A 24,044-nucleotide genomic window follows, 5' to 3' on the forward strand; every position below is an offset into this window, starting at 1 on the left:
CATGGATCTCCAGGAAATCCTCAAACAACTCGGCGAGACCTTCCTTGATTGGAAGGCGATAGGCGAAGTCCTTCCCAAGATGTTCGCCGTCGGGCTGCCGAACACGCTCGTTTTGGCCGTCACGTCCGGTGTCATCGGTACGGTGCTCGGCATGCTGCTCGCCCTCATGGGGATCTCCCGGAACCCGGTGGCTCGGTGGATCGCCCGCGTGTACACCGATATCCTGCGTGGCCTCCCTCCGGTCCTCACCATTCTGGTGATCGGCCTTGGTTTCGGACCGATCATCCGTCAGTTGTCCGGTTCCACGAGCCCGTATCCGATGGCTATCGCGGCGCTGTCCCTGATGTCAGGCGCCTACATCGGTGAGATCTTCCGCTCCGGCATCCAGAGCGTGGACAAGGGGCAACTCGAGGCCACGCGCGCCCTGGGGTTCGGCTACGGCCCTGCCATGCGGCTCGTGGTGGTCCCCCAGGGTGTTCGGCGGGTTCTGCCTGCGCTGGTGAACCAGTTCATCGCCCTCATCAAGGAATCGTCTTTGGTCTTCCTCCTGGGCCTCGTAGCCACGGAGCGCGAGATCTTCCAAATCGGCAAAGACGCGGCGTCCACCAGTGGAAACTTGTCGCCATACGTGGCGGCGGCGATCTTCTACCTCGCGCTGACCATTCCGTTGACGCACTTCGTGAACTGGATTGACCGCCGCCTACGCTCCGGACGCCCAGAGAAGAAAGAACCGGACGAGGCTGCCGCCGTCGTCGGAAAGGGAGCCCAGGCATGAGCGAGTTCGTTTCCGGAACGCTGACGGCAAAGAACATCCACTTGTCGTTCGGGTCCAACCGTGTCCTGCGCGGGATCGACCTGCACGTCGAGAAGGGCACCACGGCTTCCGTGATCGGCCCTTCCGGCTCGGGCAAGTCCACGCTTCTGCGGGTCATGAACCGGCTGATCGAACCCGAGCAGGGCGACATCTTGCTCGATGGCCGTTCGGTGCTCAAGGACAATCCAGATGAATTGCGCCGGCGGATCGGCATGGTCTTCCAGCAGTTCAACCTGTTCCCCCACAAGACCGTGGCGGAAAATATCACGCTGGCTCTGCGGAAGCTGCGCCGTATGTCCAAGGAGCGGGCCCGTGAGGAGGCTCTGGCACAGCTGGACCTCGTCGGACTCAAGCACAAAGCCGATGCCCGGCCCGCCAACCTCTCCGGTGGACAGCAACAGCGTGTAGCCATTGCCCGCGCACTGGCCATGAAGCCCGAGGTCATGTTCTTCGACGAGGCAACCTCGGCCTTGGACCCTGAGCTGGTCAAGGGCGTGCTCGCGCTCATGACCGATCTGGCCAAGGGTGGCATGACCATGGTGGTGGTAACCCACGAGATGGGCTTCTCGAGGAACGTGTCGGACACCGTGACGTTCATGGATGCGGGCGTCGTCGTGGAGACAGGATCGCCCGAACAGCTCTTCACCGAGCCGCGGACCGATCGCCTGAAGGGCTTCCTTTCGGACGTGCTCTAGGCTGAGCAACGAGAATCCCCGGCTCCCGGACCAAACACCCACCTATGCGGTGGTGAATCGCCCGGAAGCCGGGGATTTTTCGCGTCCAGCCTACCCCGCGTCCGGCCTACCCCGCCTTGACCGTGAGAACAGTCAGAGCCGCGGCATCCACCGCTTTGCGGAATTCAAGATCGGCCTTCGCCCGCTGCAACACCTGGTTGTACATGACCGGAACGGATGCAGTATCCGCGCACAAAACCATGGTGCCGCCCGCACCGATGAAATTCGTGGCCCTGTCCCCCACGCTCCACGGCGACAGTTGGACGGCATTGCACAGGTCGTCGGACACGATGATTCCGGTGAACCCTGCATCGGCCCGCAACATGGTGCGCATGATAACGGGTGAGAAGGGTGCTACATGGTTGGGATCAATCTTGTCGTAATACGCGTTCGAAATCATGACCCATCGGAGTCCGCCGTCGATCGCAGCCTTGAACGGCATCAGGTAAGGATCCGTCCGGGTTGTTTCGGAGTCGCGGACATTGGCGCTAACGTCGGTATTCAAGCTGACGCGTCCCATGCCGGGGAAGTGCTTGACCACCGGTGCCACCCCCGCGTCCCGCAGCCCGGCCGCCATTGCGTTCCCATGCTCGGACACCGCGGCCGCAGAGAAGCCGTACTCGCGCTGGAACGCACCAATAGGCTTGTTCGAGGAAGCAAAATCAGGGTTGGGAACCGTGTCCAGTACGGGCGCCAGGTCAACATTCACCCCGGCCTGCAGGAGCTCCGATCCCCACTCCCGGGCGTCGGCGCGCAGCTGTTCCGGGCTCGAATTGCCCTGCTCCAAGGCCGCTGGAATGGGCAGGAAACCGGGCCCCCTGAGGACTTGGACGGAGCCGCCTTCCTGGTCGGTCGCGACGAACAGCGGCAAGCCGCGGGTTGAGGCAGGCGAGACGGCAGTCTTCAGTTTTGCCACGATCGACGCCGTCGCCACGACGCCTGCTTGGCTGCGCCCAGCGAGGTAGATGTTGCCCACGTGGTTGTTCAGGAGATCAGTAACCGTTCTGGCATCGCTTCCGTCGGCCTTGGCTGCCACCATGAACAGCTGCCCTACCCTCTGTTCCAAGGTCAAGGCCGCGAGCCGTTGTTCCGGCGTCGGGTGAGGAGGGGGCGGCGGCTCAGTGTGCGAAACAGAAGCAGACGGCGACCCCTCAGCCGGTGGGTTGGAAAACTCGGGTGGCGGAGCCGCCTGCGGAGCACCCCGCTCTTGGGCCGGGACGCCGCCCGCCAACAAGCCGCGGTCGGCACTGTCAGAGCGCGCAACGCCTACAAACACCCCTGTCACCAGGGCCAAGAGAATGAGCAGAGAAATTCTGGACGGCTTGAGCAGATGAATCATCGCCTTGTCGATTCGATCGTTGCCCACAGCCTGCTCCCGGCCCGGCGGTGCGTGCAAGGAGCAGGCTGCAAAACGTCGGAAAAGCGCTGTTTGTCAGGCAGTCGCCTCCGCGGCAGCCTTGGCTGCGGCCGGAAGTGCGTCGAAGATCCGGTTCATGGCGGCGTCGTCGTGGGCAGCGGACAGGAACCACGCTTCGAAGACCGACGGCGGCAGGTAGACACCGGAGTCGAGCATGGAGTGGAAGAACGGCGCATAACGGAAGACGTCCTGGGCCTGCGCGTCTGCGTAGTTGTGCACGCCGTTGGCCGACGTACCGAAGGCCACCGAGAAGAGGTTCCCTGCGCGCTGGATCGAGTGGTCCACGCCGGCGGTGTCCAGTGCCGATGAAAGTGCCGCGGAGAGTTCGAGCGAACGGGCATCCACGAAGCTGTAGACCTCGGGCGTTGCGAGCGTCAGGGTGGCGACACCGGCGGCCATCGCTACAGGGTTCCCGGACAAGGTGCCCGCCTGGTAGACCGGGCCAAGGGGCGCAAGGTAGTCCATGACGTCGGCACGCCCGCCGAGCGCCGCCGTCGGCATACCACCACCGATAACCTTGCCGAAGGTCAGCAGGTCCGGCATCCAGCCTTCCTGACGGCCGGTGAGGCCCCAGTAGCCCGCGTAGCCGGTGCGGAAGCCGGTGAGGACCTCGTCGAGGATCAACAGCGCGCCGTGCTCGCGGGTGATCCGGGACAGCCCTGCGTTGAAGCCCTCGTTCGGCGTGACGACACCCATGTTGGCGGGAGCAGCTTCCGTGATGACAGCCGCGATGTTGTTGCCGTGCGCAGCGAAGGCGGCTTCCACCGCGCCGAGGTCGTTGTACGGCAGGACGAGGGTTTCAGCAGCGGCAGCTTCAGTGACACCGGCTGAACCGGGCAACGCCATGGTCGCGAGGCCCGAGCCGGCCGCGGCGAGCAGTCCATCGAGGTGGCCGTGGTAGCAGCCGGCGAACTTCACGATCAGGTTGCGGCCAGTGAATCCGCGGGCCAAGCGTACGGCGGTCATGGTGGCCTCAGTACCCGTGGACACCATGCGGATGCGTTCCACAGCGGAGACGCGTTCCTTGACGATCGCGGCCAGGTTTGCTTCATCCGGCGTCGACGCGCCAAAGGACAAACCGCGGTCGACGGCGGCGTGGACGGCGTCGAGGACGGCCGGGTGCGCGTGGCCCAGGAGTGCCGGACCCCAGGAGCAGACGAGGTCGACGTACTCGCGACCATCCGCATCGGTCAGGTACGGTCCCTTCGCGGAAACCATGAACTTCGGAGTGCCGCCAACTGAGCCGAAGGCGCGCACCGGGGAGTTGACGCCGCCGGGCATCAGCGAGCGAGCGCGGTCGAACAGCTGGTCGGAGACAGGGGTGTGTGAAGTCATGGTGTCCATTCTTTCAGGGATTCGGGACGGTTCAGGCACCGGCGGGGCGGTTCAGGCGCGCTCAGGCGTCGGCAAGCAGTTCGGCCACCAGTGGGGCCACCACGGTGCCGAAAAGTTCGATGCAACGCATCATGGATTCGTGGGGCAGGGTTCCGTTGCTGTATTTGAGGTCGAAACGGTCCACGCCAAGATTCTGCTTCAACAGCAGGATTTTCCGCGCGACGGTTTCCGGGGAACCGACGTAAAGCGCGCCTTCGGGACCGCACATGGCGTCGAATTCACCTCTGCTGGCCGGGCCCCAGCCGCGTTCGGCTCCGATGCGGTTGCGCTGGGCCAACCAGTGCGGGAACAGTTCCTCGCGGGCCTGCTCGTCCGTGGGAGCGACATGGCCGGGTGAGTGCGTGGCGATCTGCTGCATGGGGTGCCCGTATTTCGCCATTGCCTCGCGGTAGAGCTCCACGAGCGGGGCAAAGCGGCGCGGTTCCCCGCCGATGATGGCGAAAATGATCGGATAGCCGTATTGGGCGCAGCGCAGCACCGACTCAGGGGTACCGCCAACACCGATCCACGTTGGCAGCAAGTGGTGTTCCAGCGGTGGAAAGACGCTCATTCCGTTCACGTTCGGCCGGGTGCGGCCCTCCCAATGCACCGGCTTCTGCGCCCGGACCTTGTCGAAGAGTTCGAGCTTTTCCTCGAACAAGACTTCGTAGTCCGCCAAATCCAAGCCAAACAGGGGGAACGATTCCACAAAGGAACCCCTACCCAGCATCACTTCCGCCCGACCGTTGGAGAGCGCGTCGACGGTGGAGAACCGTTGGAAGACCCGGATGGGGTCGTCGGAGCTGAGCACCGTCACGGCCGAGCCGAGCCTGATCTGTGATGTCCTCGCAGCTGCGGCCGCAAGGAACACTTCGGGTGCCGAGACAGCGAAGTCGCGGCGGTGGTGCTCCCCCACCCCAAAGGCATGGAGCCCGACGGCGTCCGCCAGTTCCGCTTCCGCCAGCAGCTCCCGCAATACTTGGGCATGGGGTTTCGGGTTGCCGTCGGCGTCCACCCCGGCGTCACCGAAAGTATTCAGTCCGAGGAGGATTTCCGCAGCTCCGCCCGGGGCCGTGGGTGTGGAAGCGGTATCGGTCATCAGGACTCCTTGAGCCAGCCGGCAAGCTCGGAGGCCCAGTAGGTCAGCACCATGTCGGCGCCGGCCCGCTTGATGCCGAGCACGGATTCTGTGATGGCGCCGCGGCGATCGATCCAGCCGTTCGCGGCGGCCGCTTCGATCATGGCGTATTCACCGGAGATTTGGTAGGCCGCCACGGGAACCGGGCTCATCGCGGCGACGTCGGCCAGAATGTCGAGGTAGCTCATGGCCGGCTTGACCATCACCATGTCAGCGCCCTCTTCGAGGTCGAGTTCCACCTCGAGGATGGCTTCCCGGCGATTGGCCGCATCCATCTGATAGGTGCGGCGGTCGCCTTTGAGCTGTGAATCCACGGCCTCGCGGAACGGACCATAAAACGCGGAGGCGTACTTCGCCGCGTAGGCAAGGACCGCAGTGTTTTGGTGTCCGGCTGCTTCCAGGGCCTGCCGAATGACGGCGACCTGGCCATCCATCATGCCGGACGGCCCCAGGACGTGGGCTCCGGCGTCGGCTTGCGCCACGGCCATCTGTCCGTAGATTTCCAGGGTGGCATCGTTGTCCACATAACCGTTGGCGTCAAGGACCCCGCAATGGCCGTGGTCCGTGAATTCGTCGAGGCACACGTCGCCCATGACCACCAGGTCATCGCCCACTTCTGCGCGGACGTCGCGGATGGCCTTGTTCAGCACGCCGTCCGGGTCTAGGGAGGCTGTGCCGCGGGCATCGCGGACCGCGGGGACACCGAAAAGCATGATGCCGCTGACACCGAGTTCCACGGCTTTTGCAGCGGCGCGCTTCAGCGAATCTGTGGTGTGCTGGACAACACCGGGCATGGAGGTGATCGGAGCCGGCTCGCTGAGTCCTTCGCGAATAAAGGCCGGCAAGATGAGGTCCGCGGGTGCCAGCCGGTGTTCGGCGGTCATCCGGCGCATGGCGGGGGTGGTGCGGAGCCGGCGGGGCCGGTGGTTTGGAAAGCTCAACTTTCGTTCCCTTCGGTTGCGAATACGGTGCGTAGGGCGGCCACAATGCCGGCGGGTGTGGGTTCCTTGGCGGTTGCCGCCACCGGGAGGCCGAGCGCGGCAGCCTCTGCCGCCGTCGAGCGCCCTATCGCGATGAGGCGGCAGTCCTTCAGTGGGGCCAGCGAAGCGTGGATGCGGCGCGCCGCACTGGGCGAGGCGGCGACGACGGCGTGGAGCCGGCCGTTGGAGAGCTCGGCTTTAGCAGCTGCGGGGGTGAGTTCGGGCGCCGCCGATGCGCCCCCGGACTGCCAGCCGTTCGCCGCCACCAACGCAGCTGTGAGTCGGAGCTCGGGGGCCGCCGGGTAGTCCACAGTGTGGTAAGCCGTCACTGCTTGGACCACGGCTCCCTTGGCTTCGATCCCCGCCGCCAACACGGCATCGGCGATGTCCGCTTGGGGCAGCAGCACACTGGCAGGGCCTGTGGGCCAAAGAGAGACGAGTCCCGCCGCGGACTGGACGTCTTCCGGCGCAAGGTCCACGGGAACACCCTCCGATTCAAGGACCCTTCGGCTCGATGGCCCAATCGTCGCAACCCTGACGGAGTCCGGAATCAGTTCCCTCAGCTCCAAGCGACGCTCGGCTGCTTTTTCTTTCAGGGCGCGCACCGTGGTGATGCTGCTGACCACCAACCAGCCGTACGCTCCCGCGCGGAGGGCGTCCAAGGCGACCTCGAGGGAATGCTGGTCGCGGGCACGCTCAAAATCGATCAAGGGCAACAGAAGCGGCTCCGCGCCGGCTTCGCGCAGGGCGCTGACGAGCGGGGCGGCACGGTCCGGGCTGCGCGTCACAAGAACCCGGGCACCTTCAAGGACCCGGGCCTCCCCCGACTTCACCGCGCTGTGCCGTCCCATGGTCTCCTGTTGGCTCCGGTTATCGGGAAGCGGCAAGATCTGCGATGTCCGCGGCGCCCGCGGCAAGCAGAAGCTCGGCGACTTCGATGCCCAGCAATGTGGCGCCCACCTCAGTGAGCCCGTCGGTGGCCTTTTTCTCGCGTACGGACTTGCTCCCATCCACGGCACAGACGACCGCTTCCAGATACAGCATGCTGCCCTTGCGGTACGCGTAGGCACCTACGGGTGCGGCGCAACCGGCTTCAAGGCGGGCCAACACGGCGCGCTCCGCGGTGACGGCCAGCCGAGTGTCCTCATCGTTCAATGCGGCAAGGGCCTGGGCAAGAGCCTCCTGGGAACCGTCACCGGAGGAGCCGGATTTGCCAGGAGCATCCGCCGTGCGGCACTCGATCGCGAGCGAGCCCTGCCCCGGCGCGGGAAGCATGACGTCGGTTTCGAAGAACTCGGTCACGACGTCGAGCCTGCCGATCCGTTCCAGTCCCGCCGCGGCGAGGACGACGGCGTCGAGGTCGCCGCTCTTTCCGGGAACCAGCGCGGTTTCCGTGTTTCCAGCGAGCCCCGGAACGCGGCCCAGCCGCGTGTCCACGTTGCCGCGGATGTCCACGACGTCGAGATCCGGGCGGGCGGCGCGCAACTGCGCGACGCGGCGCGGTGATCCGGTGCCGACCTTCGCCCCCGCCGGAAGATCCGCGAGCTTGAGCCCGTCACGGGCGCACAAGACGTCCCGGACGTCGACGCGCTTGGGCGTGGCGGCAATGGTGAGTCCCGGTGCCGCACCTGTCGGGAGATCCTTCAGGGAGTGCACAGCGACATCGCACGCGTTCTCCAAGAGCGCATCCCGAAGGGCTGCGACGAACACACCAGTGCCGCCCATCTGGGACAGGGAACCCGTCCGGACATCGCCTTCAGTCTTGATGCGCACCAATTCCACGGGAAAGCCCCCGACGGCGGCCAGCTGGTCAGCGGCCTGCTGGCTCTGGGTGAGCGCGAGTTTGCTCGCGCGGGTACCGATCCGGACGGTCATTTCGCGCCTTCTCCTACAGGGTAGGCATCATGGCCGGTGCCGACGGTGGTGTCTGCACCCGCAATCGTGGGCTTCTCGCCGCGGAAGTTGGCGCAGCAGCCCGGACGGCAAATGTCGTACCACGGCCCCAGACCGGTCATGGCAGGGCGATCGGCGATGTTGTTGGCCACCGTTCGCTCGCAAATCAAGTCCACCAAGCCGGAAACGAACTTGCGGTGCGTTCCCGGGGTGGGAACGCGCGTGGCGGCCAGGCCCAGGTTCTTGCACGTCTCCAAGGCCTCAGTGTCGAGGTCCCAGGCCACCTCCATGTGGTCGGACACGAAGCCGAGGGGAACGATCACGACGCCTTTGATCCCCTGCCCGGCCAGTTCCTCGATGGCATCGTTGATGTCCGGTTCAAGCCAGGGAACGTGCGGAGCGCCGGAGCGGGACTGGTACACCAAGGACCATGGCGCGGTGAGTCCGGACTCGGCTTCAACCCGCCGAACCACCTCGGCGCCGGCGGCCAGATGTTGGGCCACATAAGCCGAGTCCTGCTCGAACTCGCGGGGCTCGGCGTCCGAACGGCCGGCGGCCTCGGCATCACGGGTTGGAATGGAGTGCGTGGCAAACAGGATGTGGACGGGAGCGTCCTGAAGGCCGGATGCGGCCAGTTTCGCCTGTACCACTGCGAGTCCTTCCGCGGTTCCCTCCACAAAGGGCTCCACGAAGCCGGGGTGGTCGAAGTACTGACGGACTTTGTCTACCTCGAGTTTGCCGTCAAGGCCGGTCTCTGTCAGCGCAATGCCGATGTCCTCGCGGTACTGGCGGCAGCTGGAGTAACAGGAGTAGGCGCTGGTGGTGACCATCAGCAGCTTGCGGTGGCCGGCGTCGTAGGCGTCCTGGAGCGTCTGCGGGATGTAGGGGTCCCAGTTGCGGTTGCCCCACAGCACAGGCAGGCTGATGTCCCGGGCCGCAAGCTCTGCTTCGATGGCAGCTTTCAGGTTTCTGTTTTGCTGGTTGATGGGGCTGATGCCACCAAAAGCGCGGTAGTGATGGGATACCTCTTCAAGGCGCTCATCGGGGATACCGCGGCCACGGGTCACATTGCGCAGGAAGGGAATGACGTCGTCCTGGCCTTCGGGCCCGCCGAACGAGGCGAGGAGGACGGCGTCGTATTCTTTGGGAGCCATGCGCCCGGCCTCGGTGACGTCATTGACCTCGGTGAGGCTGGCGGGCCCGGTGGCGTGGCGGCCGCTCACGCGAGGACCTCGGCAATCTCCGCGGCGGTGATGCGGCGGCCGGTGTAGAACGGGATTTCTTCGCGTACGTGGTTGCGGGCATCGGTGGCCCGCAAGTGGCGCATCAGGTCAACGAGGTCAACAAGTTCAGGCGCTTCCAGGCCGAGGATCCATTCCCAGTCGCCGAGGGCGAAAGAGGACACGGTGTTCGAGATGACCTGCGGGAAGTCGCGGCCCAGCATGCCGTGATCGCGAAGCATCTTGCCGCGCTCTTCGGCCGGAAGGATGTACCACTCGTAGGAGCGGACGAACGGGTAGACGCACAGCCACGTGCTGGGCTCGACGCCGCGCGCGTAGGCCGGGACGTGGTTCTTGGCGAATTCGGCTTCGCGGTGGACACCCATGGCGGACCAGACGATCTCAGTGCCGGCGAAAAGCGTGCTACGGCGGATGTCACGGACCGCTTGCTGCAGGGCCTCGGGCTTGGCTCCGTGGAGCCACACCATGATGTCGGCATCGGAGCGCATGGCAGAGACGTCGTAGCTTCCGCGGAGGACCACGCCGTCCTCGGCGAGCTTGGCAGCCAGCTGCTCGAAATCCTGGACAGCATCGGCGCTGCGCAGGACATCGTCCGACCGCTTGAACACGGTCCACAGCGTAAAGAACTGCTCTTCGGATTCGGCAGTTTTAGTGACAGATTCGGCAGAAGTGTGGCTCATGGTACAAGTCTGCCCCGTCGATGCCGCTAAGTCGAAATGCAGCACTTCTACAAGACGTAGAAGTGCTGCATTTCACAAAATTGCGTCTATCTGCGCTCGGGTATCGGCAACCACGGCAGCCAGGCCGTTTCCCGCGAGCCAGCCTCCAACAACGGACAGGCCCTCGGCTTCGGCGCAGATGCGGCGCACCTCGCCAACGCGCTGTTTGTGACCGACGGCAGCGAACGGCAGAGCGCCCGCCCAGCGGACAACGTCCCAATCGAGGACGTCTTCGCGGACAATCGGCACGGTCAGCAAGGTCGAGGCATCACGGAGCGCAGCCTCAAACAGAGCATCGTCACTGAGTGCGGCTGCCGATTCAGGGGCGTCCGCCCCCGCTCCCCGCCCGTAGGACAGCCGCAGCACGTGTGTGCCGGGGCCGGCTTCCTCCGCAAGCCAGTCCCATTTCGCCGTGGCATGCGTGAGCGCCTTCGCCTCGATCCCGGTTGTCTGCGGAGCAACAAGGATGCCTGTGCCGCGCGGGCGCCGGTCCAGTTCAGGCACGTCCACTACCAAGGTCACCAGGCTCACCAACGGGCCCGCGGCGGGACGCAGCCCGGATAGCTCCGGAAGTGCCTCCTCCAGTAGCCCGACGGCGGCCGGACCGTCGAGCGCCACCACGAGCCGCCCGGCGTCGTACGTTGTGTCCTCGGCGGAAACCTGCCAGCCGCTTTCAGTGTGGATGATGGAATCCACCCGGGCACCGGAAATCAGGGTGACACCTTGAGAGCGCAGCTCCGCGACGAGGGCGGTGATCAGGGTGTTCATCCCGCCTTTCAAGCCGCCGACGGCGGATCCGGCCTTCGCCACCCCGGTTCCGTTTTGACTTGAAGCGGCCAATCCCGAAACAGCTTTGCGCTGACTGGCCACTGCAGCGCCAAGCGAACCGTGCTGGCGCAACGCTGCGCGGAGGCCGGGGGCCACCATGTCGACGTCGAGCACTCCAGGATCGGCAGAGTGCACTCCGCCCACCACAGGTGCCACAAGCCGTTCGAGCACCCGTTTGCCCATTCGTGACCGGACCAACGCGGAGACACTCGTGACATCAGCCGATGTTCCGACCGATGCAGGCAAGTAGCGGTCAAGGGACGCGCGCAGGGAACCGGCAAGGCCCAAGGATCGGCGAACTTCCGGGTCCCAGGGATTCGAGGGAATCCCCAGCACACCGGTCTTCGGAAGCTCCTGCGGGCCGCCGGGCAACTGCACCCAGGCACCCCCCGGATGCGGCGCGACGATGTTTTCACCGAGCCCAAGCTCACGGGCCAGGTCGGCGACGGCGGTGGACCTGGTGGCGAAGGATTCGGCCCCGCTGTCCAGCTTAAGGCCGCCGACGGTGTGGCTTCCCACGCAACCGCCCCACGCGTCACCCGCTTCAAGCACCGTGACGGTGATGCCGGCCTTGGCCAGTCCACGTGCCGCTAGCAGGCCGGACATGCCGCCGCCCACGACGACGGCCAGGCCAGCTGCTGAATCTCCCGGAAGTGCGTGTTCGGGCTGTGTTTGTGCCCCGCGCATACCGGCTACCCTGCCGGGATCGAGTGGATGAGTTCCACTACCCGGGTCAGCACGGCGGGGTCCGTCTCCGGGGGCACACCGTGGCCGAGGTTCAGGACGTGGCCCGGGGCCGCGGAGCCCGCGGCGATCACCTCACGGACATGCGCTTCCAGGACTTCCCACGGCGCGGAGAGGAGCGCGGGGTCAATGTTGCCTTGCAAGGGCACGGTGCCGCCCAGACGTCGGTTTGCCTCGTCCAAGGGGAGTCGGTAGTCCACGCCCACAACGTCCACTCCGACGTCGCGCATGGCGACAAGCAACTCGGACGTTCCGGTGCCGAAGTGGACCAGCGGCGCGCCGAGGCGGCGAACGTGGTCAAGGGCACGGGCCGAGGCGGGGGCAACATATTTGGTGTAGTCGGCCAAGCCGAGGGAGCCGGCCCAGGAATCGAACAGCTGCCCGGCAGACGCGCCGGCTTCCAACTGGGCGCGCAGGAACATTCCGGAAGCATCCGCGGCCCAGTTGGCCAGAGAGGTCCAGGTTTCCGGATCGGCGTGCATCATGGTGCGAGGGCCGAGGTGGTCGCGCGACGGCTTGCCTTCCACCATGTACGCAGCGAGAGTGAACGGCGCACCGGCGAAGCCGATCAGCGGTGTGGTGCCAAGCTCGGCCACGGTCAGGCGCACGGCCTCGCGGATCGGCTCGAGTGCTTCCCACGTGAGCTGCGGCAGCGCAGCGACGTCAGCTGCGGTGCGGACGGGCTTGTCCAAGACAGGCCCGACTCCGGGCACGATGTCCACGCCGACTCCCGCCAGCTTGAGCGGAATGACGATGTCGGAAAAGAAGATGGCGGCGTCCACGTCGTGGCGGCGGACGGGCTGCAAGGTGATTTCCGAGGCGAGCTCAGGACGCAGGCACGAGTCCAGCATCGCAACGCCTTCACGGACCTTGAGGTATTCCGGCAAGGATCGGCCGGCCTGGCGCATGAACCACACCGGGCGACGGGACGGCTTGCCGCCACGGTAAGCCTGGATCAACGGAGAGTCTGCGGTGCGGCCATCCATGAGCGGGTGGCTTGCGTCAAGGCTTGAGGCGACGGTGCCGGGAGCGCCAGTGGCCGACACAGAGTTGGCCGACACAGAATGAGGCAGTGCAGAACTGGAAGTCATGCCTTCGATTGTGCCGAAGATCCGGCGCAAAAGATAACGACAGCCTGTCCCCCGCAATGCGACGTGGCGGGCGTCACTCCAGTCAGTGCGGAGAACCACTGAGGCGCGTTGTTCTACATGGCGCCGAAAAAGCTATGATTGCTTTGCTGTGGTTCTTTTCTCATTGGTGGCTACACACGCCGACATCGACCTCGAAACCGTCGCTCAGTTGAGCAACGGTTCATCCGAGGTTGCCTCGTCCGCTTTGGCCGATTCCCAACTTGTCTCCGGCGCCGTGGTCCTCGCCACCTGCAACCGCTACGAAATCTATGGCGAAACGCCGCATGTCGAGAACCTCGAAGCCGCCCGCTCCGCGCTCGTCACGCAGATCAGCGGCTTGAGCGGACTCAATGAGCAACTCGTCTCACGCGCCTTCAGCACCCGCACCGGCCCGGAGGTCAGCAGGCACCTCTTTGCCGTGAGCGCCGGACTGGACTCCGCCGTCGTCGGCGAACGCGAAATCGCCGGCCAGGTACGCCGCGCCCTCATCACCGCCCAGCATGAAGGAACCGCAAGTTCCGGTCTTGTCCGCTTGTTCCAGGCCGCTTCAAAAACCGCCAAGGACGTCGGCGCGCAAACAGCGCTCGGCTCGCGGGGCTTGTCCATCGTTTCCGTTGCCCTGGACCTCGCGACGGATCTCTCAGAGAGCGCCGACTGGAGCACCAAGAAGGTAGTAGTCTTCGGAACCGGTGCTTACGCCGGAGCTACTATGTCCTTGCTTCGCGAGCGTGGCTGCACCGATGTGTCGGTCTATTCGTCGTCCGGACGGGCCGAGACTTTCGTGGCGACCCGCGGTGGAACCGCGCTCGACGCCGAAACCCTTCCCGCCGCCGTCGCCGCAGCGGACGTCATGATCGGCTGCAGCGGATCGGACACCCGCGTGGAGGCCGCGGAGCTTGCCAAGGTCCGCGCCTTGTCCACTCAAACGCTCATCGCGATCGACCTCGCGCTCACCCACGACTTCGACCCCGCGGTCGGCGAGCTCGACGGCGTCGAGCTCCTGACGCTCGAATCCGTGCGGCTGGCAGCACCCCAGGAACAGGCCGAGTCGCTGGCACAAGCGAGCACGATTGTTTCCGGCGCGGCAGCGGCCTTCGAACAAGAGCGGGAAGCCCGCTCTGTTGACTCCGCCATTGTGGCGCTCCGCCGCCACACCATGAGCGTCCTCGACGCCGAGATGGAAAAAGTCCGGGCACGGCACGGCTGCACCGCTGCGGCCGAAGAAGTCGAGTTCGCACTCCGCCGCATGGTGAAGCAGTTGCTCCATATCCCCACTGTCCGCGCGCGAGAGCTTGCCGCCAACGGCCAGCAGGACGAGTACGTGTCCGCACTCGAGGCCTTGTATGGCATCCAGGTGGAGCAGCCTGTTGCCGCGGCTTCAGCAGCTGAATGCCCTGTGGACCACCAGCAGTCGCCTCAGCAGGCTGAAAGCGCCTAGCCCAACCACGACGCCGTCCGCCGCCGGCCCCGGGTGGCGTTGTCCACGCTCGAACTCACTCAGAGCATGCGCTCCCCTGATCGCTAAGACTGGACATAACAGGATTATGTCCATCGGCAATCACCGCGAATGGGCATGTCCCTGACAGTGGTTCGAGAATCGTGGTGGTTCGCGAACCGCAGGGTCCTAGGCGAAAGCGTTGACGCCCGTCATTTCCGCGGACACAGCCCACAGCCTTGCCGCGGAATCCGGATCCACTGCGTGCGCGTCGACGCCCTGGTATCGGGCTAGAGGCGAGTCCGGGTCCGTGGGGTTGGCAATATCGCAATCTTCGCAATACACCCCGCCCATGCCCTCCAGGGCCGGTGACGTCGCTGCCCAAGTGGACGTGGCAGCTCCCTGCTCCGGGGTCTTGAAACCCTCCCTGACGTTGCCTTCGGCATCCATCCACCCGGCAGCAACCATCTCTTCCCGTGGCAGGTGGCGCTGCAACTCAGTCATGATGCCGCCGGGATGGACCGCGAAGGCCCGCACCCCGGAGGACCGGCCCAAGCGGTCCAGCTCCACGGCGAACAGCGCGTTGGCCGTCTTTGCCTGGCCGTAGGCCTTCCACTTGTCGTAGCCGCCCTCGAAGTTGATGTCCTCGAAACGGATGGGCGAAAGTTTGTGCCCGGTGGAGGACAAAGACACTACACGGGCCGAACCGGCAGCTGCCAGCGCCGGCCACAACGTGTTGAGAAGCGTGAAGTGGCCCAGGTGATTGGTGGCGAATTGGGATTCCCAGCCTGGCCCTACCCGCTGCTCGGGGCTAGCCATAATGGCCGCGTTGTTGATCAGGATGTCCAGCGTTGGGTTCGATGCCAGGAACCGTGACGCGAAATCCTTCACCGCTGCCTGATCGGCCAGATCCAAAGCCTCCACGGTCACCTGCTCCGGTGCCAGGCCGGCTGCGGCGAGGACTTCCTTGGCGTGTTCGGGACGCCGGGCGGGAACCGTGACCCGGGCTCCCGCAGAGGACAAGGCCCGCACCGTTTCCAAGCCCAGCCCGGAGTAGCCTCCCGTGACAATGGCCGTCTTACCGTGGAGGTCCACCCCCGCGAGCACGTCCGACGCTGTGGACCCGTGGCCGAACCCCGATCCGATGGGGCGCTGCGGTGTCGTCATGGATTCCTCGCTCATGTCAGGACCTTTCGGGTTCATCGGTACTAAGGCTTCACCAGCGCTATCGGGGTCAGTAGACCGGTTTGCCGGGCTCGACGTCGCGCACCCAAGCCATGATCCCGCCGTCGAGATGGCTGACGCGCGTGTAACCGGCACGCTGTGCCGCCGCGAGCACCGCCGCCGAACGGGTGCCGCCCTTGCAATGGAACACGATCTCCTTGTCCTGCGGGAGCTCCGTCCACGCCTCCCCGGCCAGGATGCGTCCCTGCGGGATGAGCACCGAACCGTCGATGCTGACAATCTCGTGTTCACCAATCTCGCGGACGTCCACCAGTTCGAAGTCGCGTTCCCCTGCCGTGCGGGCCGCGAGCATCCCGGAAAGTTCGGTGGCCGTGACTGTCGGGATGGAGTCAGTTACGGGCGTCGGGGTGATGCCGCAAAAGGCCTCGTAGTCGGTCAGTTCGGTGATCGGCTGGGCCTCCGGGTCCTTTGACACCTTGATCTCGCGCCAGCTGCCGCCGAGTGCGTCAAAGAGCGCCACGCGCCCCAGCATGGAGCGCCCGACGCCGGTGATCAGCTTGACTGCCTCCGTCACCATGAGCGAGCCGACGGCGGCGCACAGCATGCCGAACACGCCGCCTTCGCCACAGGACGGGACAGAGCCGGCCGGAGGTGCCTCGGGGTACAGATCGCGGTAGCTGGGACCGTGCTTCTCCCAGAACACGCTGACTTGTCCGTCGAAGCGGAAAATGGAACCCCAGACGTAGGGCTTGCCGAGAATGGCGGCAGCGTCGTTCACCAAGTACCGGGTGGCGAAGTTGTCTGCGCCGTCAAGGATGAGGTCGTAGCGGGCGAAGAGTTCCAAAGCGTTCGACGAGTCCAGGCGTACGTCGTGCAACTGGACGTCGACGAGCGGGTTGAGTTCCTTGATGGCGTCCCGCGCCGATTCAATCTTCGGCCGGCCCACATCACCCACCCCGTGGATGATCTGGCGCTGCAGGTTGCTGAGGTCTACGACGTCGTCGTCCACAATGCCAAGCGTCCCCACCCCGGCTGCGGCCAGGTAAAGCAGGGCGGGTGAGCCCAATCCGCCGGCACCGATCACGAGGACTTTCGCGTTCTTGAGCCGACGCTGACCGGCCGATCCGATTTCGGGAATAATGAGGTGGCGCGAGTAGCGTTCTACCTCCTCGGGGGTCAGCTCTCCAGCCGGTTCCACGAGGGGCGGCAGGGAGGACGGCAACGTTTGGGCAGCAAAAGTAGTGGCCATACTCCAAAGTATGCCTGCCGCTGCCGCCCGGTCATATTACTGCGCAGTATTGTGGTCATAACTGCAAAGGAAAGGCGGCAGACAAGTGGCTGAGAGTTCACGTATCAAACAGGAGGCACAGGTCAGGCAGGATCGGGCCGGCTCGCCACGCTCGGCGAGGCTGCCACGCGATGAACGCCGGGCCCAGCTCCTGAACGCCGCCCTGGAAGTGTTTGTTGCCAACGGCTTCCACGGCGCAGCGATGGACGAAATCGCCGAGACAGCCCACGTCAGCAAGCCGGTACTGTATCAACACTTCCCATCGAAGCGGGAGCTGTACATGGCACTCCTGGACAGCCATCTGGCCATGCTCACGGACCAGATGCTCACGGCACTGAATTCGACCTCGGACAACAAGGAACGCGTCCAGGCCGTCATGCGTGCTTACTATCGCTTCATCGCAAGCGATGACCAGGCGCATCGCCTCGTTTTCGAATCCGACCTCATCAATGACCCGGATGTCAGTTCGCGCCTGGAGACTTTCAACCGCACGTTCGCCGACGCCGTCGCCAAGGTCATTGCCGAAGACACCAAGCTGCCCCCGCTGGAGGCCCAGTTGCTGGGCCGGGGCCTGGCCGGAATGGCGCAGGTCAGCGCCCGCTATTGGCTCGAAACCGATGGCGATCTGGACCTCGATGTGGCCAGCGATTTGATCTACCGTTTAGCTTGGCGCGGAATCAGTCGCTTCCCCAAAGAGTCCTAGGCTACAAATAGAGGACTGAGTAAATTCTTGATTGGCTGGGAGGCCCTGCTGTGGAAGTAAAGATCGGCATTCAGAACGTTGGCCGTGAGATCGTGCTGGAGTCCGCTCTGGATGCCGAGGCTGTCGCCAAGATCGTGGGCGAAGCCATTGCCAAGGGAACAGACTTGCGTCTCACCGATGAGAAGGGCCGCCAGGTCATCGTCCCTGGCAACGTCCTCGGCTATGTTGAGATCGGAGCCGAGGAAGTACGCAGGGTCGGTTTCGGCGCCCTCTAAGCTTTTACGTCAGAACACCAGCGAGCCAGGAGTCCGTATGCTCTCACTTGTCATCGTGGCGCTAGCCACTGTCGCTTCAGGCTTCATCGTCTGGGGAAATGACAAACATCGTGGCGCGTACGGAATCGCCCTCCCGGCCGGTGTTTCCGTCGCCGTCGCCATGCTGAGTTGGATGGTCTTCATCCAACTCGGCTTTGGCTACCAGCCCGGCGTGACGTGGATTCCGTGGGTCCTCCCGGTCATTCTGGGCACTGTGGCGTCCGCGGTTGTCGCGTTTTTCCTGGGCCGCCATCGCACCCGGCACGACACCGCCCAGCTGACGGCAGCGCTGCGGCTCTAACGGACGCTACGTCTAGCGGGCGCTACGTCTAGCGGGCGCTGGGTCTAGCAGCGCTGAAGCTCCAATTACAGATCCGGTTGGTGGCCTGCTTCGGTGCAGAGGCACAGCCTGTTTCCCTGTGAATCCGTGACCACCACCCAGTTGGGTGCGTGGTCATGGTTCATTAAAGCCCCGGTCGCGGCGGTCTTCTCCAGGGCAGGTCCCGATTCTGCCTCGCTTCGGTGGACGTCCACGTGAATCCGGTTCGGGTTCGGCGTTTCGGTGACTTGGAACCACACATTCGGCCCGCGGCCGTAGGGATCCTCGAGGTCTCCAAAGCGGCCTTTGCGGTAGCCAAGGGCAACCCGCCAGACTTCCGAAATCCCTTCGCGATCAGCAGTGTCTATCCCGACCTCAACGGTCCGGTAGAGTCCTGGTTCCGCCACGGCACCAAGCTCCGCGGCGGCTTGGCTGGCGTCGGTGGCCGCCCGGATGTCACGCTGCGTTACCTCGCTCCCTGCGTCGTGGGAGGTGTACCGGGCAAACACGCGGTTGTACCGCCAGTCCAGGTCCGGGTGGTGGTTCTGTTGCTCGGCAATACGCCCGACGGTGGCTACCAACTCGAGTGCGGCAGCCGACGTCGGGCATTTGTAGACGGTGACGATGCTGCCGAGGCGGTATCGCCAGTCCGGCAGCTCCGCCAAGGCGTCATCGATCGCGGTCCTGGTGAGAATGTCATCCTTGCCGGCCATGGGGGCTCCTTCGCTGACGTGGAATCTTTCGCAGGATTCCCCGAGCGGCCAGCGGAAGCCCGCTAAAGGAACTCGGCCCGTCCTTCCATGGCCGAGGACGCCAGAGCGTGCTCCCGGCGCGGGATGCGGCCCGCCTGCTTCGCCAGCCTACCGGCGATGACTGCGTGTTTGAAGGCCTCGCCCATCTGCACCGGGTTCTGGGCCCGGGTCACCGCGGTGGCCAGTAGCACGGCGTCGCAACCGAGCTCCATGGCCAACGCGGCGTCGGATGCGGTGCCGATGCCGGCGTCGAGCACTACCGGCACCGAAGCGCGGGACACAATCAGCTCGATGTTGTGTGGATTCAAGATGCCCAGGCCGGTGCCGATAGGCGCGCCCAGGGGCATCACCGCCGTAGCCCCGAGGTTTTCCAGTCGAAGGGCCAGCACGGGATCGTCGTTGGTGTAGGCGAAGACCTTGAAGCCGCGGTCCACCAGTTTCTCCGTAGCATCCACCAGCTCCACGGCGTCCGGCAGGAGCGTCTGCTCGTCGGCGATGACCTCGAGCTTCACCCAATCCGTTTCCAAGGCCTCCCGGGCAAGCTCGGCCGTCATGACGGCGTCCTTGGCCGTAAAACAACCGGCGGTGTTGGGAAGGACACGGATGCCGTGGTCCACGAGCAATTGGAACAGGGAGCCTGTTTCCGTGGGCGAGTACCTCCGCATGGCAACGGTGGTGAGTTCGGTGCCCGATGCCAGCAGGGCCGCTCCCAGACCGTCGAGGCTCGGCGCCCCGCCGGTCCCCATGATGAGGCGCGAGCCGAACTCGACACCGTCGATCACGAAGGCGTCGGTTTGGGTGCTCGTTGCTTGAGTGCTTGCTGTGGTCATGGTTCAGCCTCCCTGTACTGCGGTGACGATTTCGAGTTCGTCGCCCTCTGCGAGCGCGGTGGCAGCCCACTGGCTGCGCGGCACCACTTCGGAATTGCGTGCGACGGCGACGCCGATCTTGCGTCCGTCGGCCGCCTGGCCGCTGGAGTCCACAACCCGTCCCGTGACGTGACTGACGAGGGTGGTGACAGACGCGTCGTCGCTCAGTGTGTGGTCTGCGCCGTTCAACTTGATGTTCATGTGTGGTCCTTCGGAAGGGGATGTGAGGTGGCGGCCGATAGCCCGTCTGTGGAGGCCCTTACTGCTGAAAGGGGGCGGGAGAAGCGGTCCGGGCGGAATTTGTTCCACCGGGGATCGACGGCGCCATCCATGAGTCCGACGCAGATTTTCGCCGCTGCCGGGGTGAGGAGCACACCGTGGCGGAAGAAGCCGCTCGCTACGATGAGGCCGGGCACGGGGGTGTCCCCGCCATCCTCAGTGCCGACCCGGCCCAGCAGCGGTGCATTGTCCGGAGTGCCCGGACGGGCACGGGCACTCGCTTCCAGGAGTTCCAGTTCGGCAACAGCCGGGACAAGTACCTGGGCGTCGCGGAGCAATTGGTACACGCCGCCGGCTGACACCGGGTTGGCCGATCCCCCGGACGCCGACAAGCCGTCTTCACGTTGCGTCGCGCCGATCACCACGGTCCCGTCGTCGCGGGGGACGATATATACGGGCACTCCGCGCACCATTCCTCGTACGGTGGCGGTAACCAGGGGTTGCAGGTGGTCCGAGACGCGGAGCCGCAGTATGTCGCCATACACCGGACGCAACGGGAGCGACAGGCCATCCGGCAGTCCGTTCAACCGGGCGGCGTGCAGCCCGTTGGCAACCACTGTTTCCGTGGCGAGCACTTTGATGCCTGAGTCCAGCAAAGCCCCGACGACGCGCCCGTCCTCCCACAGGAGGCCAGCCGCAGTGTCCTGGACCGCAAAACCGCCTTCGACTCCCGGAATCCAACTGGAATCGCCGGGCTGGTGGCCTGCCAGCGCGCCCAGAATCGCGGCTGAAAGCCGGCGCGGATCCACTTGGTGGTCGCCTGGGATGTGGAAGGCGCAGGAAATTTGCGGGCTCAACAGAGGCTCGCGCTCCCGTGCCTCGCGTACCGGCACGGATTCCACCACCAGGCCGTTGGCCAACTGGACGTCCCGGAGGTCGGCGAGCGCCCGGCGGTCCGCAGCGTCCGCGCCGACGGCGAGGGTCGGCGTCGTGCGGTATCCCGTGCTGCTTCGGGTACTTGAGCCGGTCACATTGCGTTCGAAGTCCGGCCACATTGCCGACGATTCGAGCATGAGTTCCAGGAGGTCCTCTTCCTGGTAATGCAGTTCGCTGACGGGCGCCAACATGCCCGCTGCCGCGAAGGTAGCGCCGCTGGCCGGTGCGGGATCGATCAGAACAACCGAGCGGCCGGATCTCCGGGCTTCCCACGCAATGCCGAGGCCAATGACACCGCCACCGATCACCGCCACATCCGCGTGCAGAGGCTCGTGCAGGGGTTCGTGTTGAGTGTTTACTTCGTCCATGGGGTCCTTCCCTACGCCGGTACTAGCCGGATCAGGTCAAGCGGTCGGCGCTGAAGCCCTCTCAGCCGCGCGGCGATTGTGACTGCCGCCGCAGCTCCCGCGGTACCAGCCCAGTTTAGAGGAACTACTCTGTTTCCATGACCCAGCATGATGTCCACACCACTGCCCGCCTGTACCTATGCACCGACGCCCGCAAGCAGCAGGGCGACTTTGAGCAGTTTGTCGATGCCGCGTTCGAGGGCGGCGTGGACATCATCCAGCTGCGGGACAAGACCATTGAGGCGGCCGAGGAACTGGAGCTGCTGGAGGTCCTGCATTCCGTGGCGCACCGTCACGGCCGTCTCTGGGCCGTCAACGACCGAGCGGACGTGGCATCCCTCTCGGGCGCTCCGGTGTTCCATATCGGCCAGAAGGACATTCCGCTGCGCTCGGCGCGGAAGCTGCTCCACGACCCCACCATCATCGGTCTCTCCACGCACACCCCAGAACAAATTGACGCTGCCATCGCCGCTTCGCCTGGCCGCAGCGGACTGGACTACTTCTGTGTCGGACCGGTATGGGCAACCCCCACCAAGCCGGGGCGCTCCGCCGTCGGACTCGACTTGGTGAAGTACGCCGCCAACGCCGTAAAGAAGGCAGACGAAGAGACGGTGGGCGGCGTTGTGCTCCCTTGGTTTGCGATCGGCGGCATCGATCTGAGCAACGTTGAGGAAGTGGTGCGAGCCGGTGCCAGCCGCATCGTCGTGGTGCGGGCCATCACTGACGCAGAGGATCCGACGGCGGCTGCCCAGGCACTCCTGGCTGCCCTGGACGCTGCGGCGGCCTAGCAAGACTCCACGGGATTTTGGCGTTACCCTGACTTTCGTGTCACATCAGCGGATAGCCCCGAATGTCAGTGAAACGCCGAACACGCTCGCAGAGGCGCTCGCGGCGCTTCGAACTGAGCTTGAGCTGCCCGCTGGCTATCCCCTCGACGCGCTGCGCGACGCCGAAGCTGCGGTTTCCGGCCATGCGCTGCCGACGCAGGACCGCACGGACATTCCGTTCATCACGATCGATCCGGCATCTTCCACGGACCTCGACCAAGCCCTTTTCATTGAGCGATCCGGCGATGGTTACCGGGTTCTCTACGCGATCTCCGACGTGCCCTCTTTTGTGACTCCGGGAGGGGCGCTCGACGCCGAGACCCGCCACCGCGGGCAAACGTACTATGCCCCCGATGGGCGTATACCGCTGCACCCCGAGATCATCAGCGAGCGCGCGGCAAGCCTGCTGGCTGGCCAGACCTGCGGCGCGTTCGTATGGGACTTCGAGCTCGACGCCGACGCGGAGTTCCGCACGGTCTCCGTGCGTCGGGCCAGGGTGCGCAGCCGCGCCAAGCTCAACTACAAGGGAGTCCAGGCCGAGATTGATTCGGGAACAGCCGGTCAGGTCCTGCAACTCCTCAAGGAGGTTGGGCTCAAGCGAGTGGAACTCGAACGCCGCCGCGGCGGAGCCAGCCTGAACATGCCGGAACAGGAAATCGTCCAGTTGCCCGACGGCGAGGGGTACAGGATCGTTGCGGCTCCCCCGCTGCCGGTAGAGGACTGGAACGCCCAGATTTCGCTGATGACCGGGATGGCCGCCGCCCAGCTGATGCTCGACGGAAAGGTGGGAATCCTGCGCACCATGCCCGCCCCCGATGAGCGCTCGTTGCTCCATTTCAAGCGCCAGACCGGGGCGCTTGGCAAACCCTGGACCGGCGGGATCAGCTACGGCGAATATCTGCGGACCCTCGATGGCAGTGATCCGCGGCAACTGGCCATTCTCCATTCGGCGGGAATGCTCTTCCGTGGCGCCGGCTACACGCCTTTTGACGGCGAGGTGCCGGACAGCGTCATGCAGTCGGCCATTGGCGCCCCCTATGCACACGCGACCGCGCCGCTGCGGCGGCTCATCGATCGCTTTGTGCTGGTCATCTGCGAAGCGCTGAGCAACGGGACCGAGATCCCCGCATGGGCACGGAACGCCCTCCCGAGCCTGCCGCAAATCATGGCCTGGTCAGACCAGCTTGCCAACCGGATGGAGCGGCTGGCTTTGGACACGGTGGAGGCTGCGCTTCTGGTAAACCATATCGGCCAGGAATTCGACGCCGTCGTCATCTCCGGATCGAAACCCGCCAAGAACAACGGCAACGGCAACAACGGGAATGGAAATGGCAATGGGAACGGCAACGGGAACGGAGTTCCACGCGGCCCTTTCGGCATCGTCCAGATCGCCGAGCCCGCAGTCACCGCTCGCTGCGACGGTGAAATGGAGTCCGGCACGAAGGTCCGCGTGAAGTTGCTCGACGCGGACATCGCGACCCGCCAAATCACCTTCGAACTCCTCGCCTAGCCCTGATCGTCCGCAGGCTTGGGACCACGATCCGGGGTTTACGGCCCCCAGACGCTAGACTGTGTGAGTAGTAATGGATGCCCGGTCGTTGATTCAGTTAATTTTTTGACATCAACAAGCCCGCCCCTACGCGATCTTGAGATACACCAGCTGGTCACCAGTGCCAGTATTTAGATAGCCCGCGATCGGCTTCCACTGGATTTGCTTGCGCCCATTCGTGCTCCGGAACGGCCCTGCCACCACCGTTGAGCACGCAGCGCAGCCCAAA

At 65.0% G+C, this 24,044-nt stretch carries 24 protein-coding genes and 1 riboswitch; of the genes, 8 read left to right on the forward strand and 16 right to left on the reverse strand.

The window, feature by feature from the left end; translation table 11 throughout:
- The first annotated feature begins 1 nt into the window (after position 1).
- On the forward strand, positions 2-775 hold the full coding sequence (locus AC1DLO_RS02830) for an amino acid ABC transporter permease (protein ID WP_221451237.1): 774 nt from the start codon (positions 2-4) through the stop codon (positions 773-775).
- Positions 772-1,509, forward strand: a complete 738-nt coding sequence (locus AC1DLO_RS02835; protein ID WP_184736871.1) for an amino acid ABC transporter ATP-binding protein — start codon at positions 772-774, stop codon at positions 1,507-1,509. Before AC1DLO_RS02830 ends, AC1DLO_RS02835 begins: the two co-directional genes overlap by 4 nt.
- 106 nt (positions 1,510-1,615) lie before the next feature.
- Here the strand turns inward: AC1DLO_RS02835 and AC1DLO_RS02840 are convergent, their stop codons facing one another.
- The 10 genes from AC1DLO_RS02840 to hemE form a co-directional block, all read right to left on the reverse strand.
- Positions 1,616-2,914 (reverse strand): glycoside hydrolase family 3 N-terminal domain-containing protein, encoded by a 1,299-nt coding sequence (locus AC1DLO_RS02840; protein ID WP_476888727.1) that lies wholly within the window; start codon positions 2,912-2,914, stop codon positions 1,616-1,618.
- A 66-nt stretch (positions 2,915-2,980) separates the two neighbouring features.
- Positions 2,981-4,300, reverse strand: coding sequence for a glutamate-1-semialdehyde 2,1-aminomutase (gene hemL, locus AC1DLO_RS02845; RefSeq protein ID WP_184736869.1), 1,320 nt, complete (start codon positions 4,298-4,300; stop codon positions 2,981-2,983).
- Between the two features lie 61 nt (positions 4,301-4,361).
- On the reverse strand, positions 4,362-5,438 hold the full coding sequence (locus AC1DLO_RS02850; protein ID WP_476888728.1) for an LLM class flavin-dependent oxidoreductase: 1,077 nt from the start codon (positions 5,436-5,438) through the stop codon (positions 4,362-4,364).
- Complete coding sequence (gene hemB, locus AC1DLO_RS02855; protein ID WP_476888729.1) at positions 5,438-6,418, reverse strand: porphobilinogen synthase; 981 nt, start codon at positions 6,416-6,418, stop codon at positions 5,438-5,440. The genes AC1DLO_RS02850 and hemB overlap by 1 nt, the downstream gene beginning before the upstream one ends.
- Positions 6,415-7,308, reverse strand: coding sequence for a uroporphyrinogen-III synthase (locus AC1DLO_RS02860; RefSeq protein ID WP_476888730.1), 894 nt, complete (start codon positions 7,306-7,308; stop codon positions 6,415-6,417). Before AC1DLO_RS02860 ends, hemB begins: the two co-directional genes overlap by 4 nt.
- A 19-nt stretch (positions 7,309-7,327) precedes the next feature.
- Positions 7,328-8,332, reverse strand: a complete 1,005-nt coding sequence (hemC, locus tag AC1DLO_RS02865) for a hydroxymethylbilane synthase (RefSeq protein ID WP_476888731.1) — start codon at positions 8,330-8,332, stop codon at positions 7,328-7,330.
- Positions 8,329-9,504, reverse strand: coding sequence for a ferrochelatase (locus AC1DLO_RS02870; RefSeq protein WP_476888773.1), 1,176 nt, complete (start codon positions 9,502-9,504; stop codon positions 8,329-8,331). The genes hemC and AC1DLO_RS02870 overlap by 4 nt, the downstream gene beginning before the upstream one ends.
- Before the next feature lie 65 nt (positions 9,505-9,569).
- Positions 9,570-10,271, reverse strand: coding sequence for a hydrogen peroxide-dependent heme synthase (gene hemQ / locus AC1DLO_RS02875; protein WP_184736859.1), 702 nt, complete (start codon positions 10,269-10,271; stop codon positions 9,570-9,572).
- A gap of 72 nt (positions 10,272-10,343) precedes the next feature.
- Positions 10,344-11,825: a protoporphyrinogen oxidase gene (hemG, locus tag AC1DLO_RS02880; protein WP_476888732.1), complete on the reverse strand. Its 1,482-nt coding sequence runs from the start codon at positions 11,823-11,825 to the stop codon at positions 10,344-10,346.
- 5 nt (positions 11,826-11,830) lie between these two features.
- Positions 11,831-12,973: a uroporphyrinogen decarboxylase gene (gene hemE / locus AC1DLO_RS02885; RefSeq protein WP_476888733.1), complete on the reverse strand. Its 1,143-nt coding sequence runs from the start codon at positions 12,971-12,973 to the stop codon at positions 11,831-11,833.
- A gap of 148 nt (positions 12,974-13,121) precedes the next feature.
- Between hemE and AC1DLO_RS02890 the strand changes: the two genes are divergently transcribed.
- Positions 13,122-14,450: a glutamyl-tRNA reductase gene (locus AC1DLO_RS02890; protein ID WP_476888734.1), complete on the forward strand. Its 1,329-nt coding sequence runs from the start codon at positions 13,122-13,124 to the stop codon at positions 14,448-14,450.
- A gap of 186 nt (positions 14,451-14,636) precedes the next feature.
- Here AC1DLO_RS02890 and AC1DLO_RS02895 read toward each other — a convergent pair whose 3' ends face one another.
- Together AC1DLO_RS02895 and moeB are read right to left on the reverse strand one after the other, a co-directional pair.
- On the reverse strand, positions 14,637-15,629 hold the full coding sequence (locus tag AC1DLO_RS02895) for an SDR family NAD(P)-dependent oxidoreductase (RefSeq protein WP_221451236.1): 993 nt from the start codon (positions 15,627-15,629) through the stop codon (positions 14,637-14,639).
- 52 nt (positions 15,630-15,681) lie between these two features.
- Positions 15,682-16,881: a molybdopterin-synthase adenylyltransferase MoeB gene (gene moeB / locus AC1DLO_RS02900; protein WP_476888735.1), complete on the reverse strand. Its 1,200-nt coding sequence runs from the start codon at positions 16,879-16,881 to the stop codon at positions 15,682-15,684.
- Between the two features lie 85 nt (positions 16,882-16,966).
- Here moeB and AC1DLO_RS02905 point away from each other — a divergent pair, with 85 nt between their 5' ends.
- Genes AC1DLO_RS02905 through AC1DLO_RS02915 form a run of 3 tightly spaced genes read left to right on the forward strand, consistent with a single transcriptional unit; the run spans position 16,967 to position 18,238 of the window.
- Positions 16,967-17,623 carry a TetR/AcrR family transcriptional regulator gene (locus AC1DLO_RS02905; RefSeq protein WP_476888736.1) on the forward strand — a complete coding sequence of 219 codons (657 nt, stop codon included), beginning with the start codon at positions 16,967-16,969 and terminating at the stop codon, positions 17,621-17,623.
- Between the two features lie 50 nt (positions 17,624-17,673).
- Complete coding sequence (locus AC1DLO_RS02910) at positions 17,674-17,898, forward strand: DUF3107 domain-containing protein (protein WP_184736849.1); 225 nt, start codon at positions 17,674-17,676, stop codon at positions 17,896-17,898.
- A 37-nt stretch (positions 17,899-17,935) separates the two neighbouring features.
- Complete coding sequence (locus AC1DLO_RS02915) at positions 17,936-18,238, forward strand: hypothetical protein (protein WP_476888737.1); 303 nt, start codon at positions 17,936-17,938, stop codon at positions 18,236-18,238.
- Positions 18,239-18,303: 65 nt separating this feature from the next.
- Here AC1DLO_RS02915 and AC1DLO_RS02920 read toward each other — a convergent pair whose 3' ends face one another.
- The 4 genes from AC1DLO_RS02920 to thiO form a co-directional block, all read right to left on the reverse strand.
- Complete coding sequence (locus AC1DLO_RS02920) at positions 18,304-18,969, reverse strand: 4a-hydroxytetrahydrobiopterin dehydratase (RefSeq protein ID WP_476888738.1); 666 nt, start codon at positions 18,967-18,969, stop codon at positions 18,304-18,306.
- Positions 18,970-19,031: 62 nt separating this feature from the next.
- Positions 19,032-19,838, reverse strand: a complete 807-nt coding sequence (locus AC1DLO_RS02925) for a thiazole synthase (RefSeq protein WP_476888739.1) — start codon at positions 19,836-19,838, stop codon at positions 19,032-19,034.
- A gap of 3 nt (positions 19,839-19,841) precedes the next feature.
- Positions 19,842-20,078 carry a sulfur carrier protein ThiS gene (gene thiS / locus AC1DLO_RS02930; protein ID WP_345449115.1) on the reverse strand — a complete coding sequence of 79 codons (237 nt, stop codon included), beginning with the start codon at positions 20,076-20,078 and terminating at the stop codon, positions 19,842-19,844.
- Positions 20,075-21,400 (reverse strand): glycine oxidase ThiO, encoded by a 1,326-nt coding sequence (gene thiO, locus AC1DLO_RS02935; RefSeq protein ID WP_476888740.1) that lies wholly within the window; start codon positions 21,398-21,400, stop codon positions 20,075-20,077. Before thiO ends, thiS begins: the two co-directional genes overlap by 4 nt.
- Positions 21,392-21,511: riboswitch (TPP riboswitch) on the reverse strand. (Overlaps the previous gene by 9 nt.)
- A gap of 26 nt (positions 21,512-21,537) precedes the next feature.
- On the opposite strand from thiO, the gene thiE reads away from it, so the two are divergent.
- Both thiE and AC1DLO_RS02945 read left to right on the forward strand, forming a co-directional pair.
- Positions 21,538-22,227, forward strand: a complete 690-nt coding sequence (gene thiE / locus AC1DLO_RS02940) for a thiamine phosphate synthase (RefSeq protein WP_184736836.1) — start codon at positions 21,538-21,540, stop codon at positions 22,225-22,227.
- Positions 22,228-22,264: 37 nt separating this feature from the next.
- Positions 22,265-23,776, forward strand: coding sequence for an RNB domain-containing ribonuclease (locus tag AC1DLO_RS02945; RefSeq protein ID WP_476888741.1), 1,512 nt, complete (start codon positions 22,265-22,267; stop codon positions 23,774-23,776).
- The last annotated feature ends 268 nt before the right edge of the window (positions 23,777-24,044 follow it).

The organism is Arthrobacter sp. 01T419, from assembly GCF_056398865.1.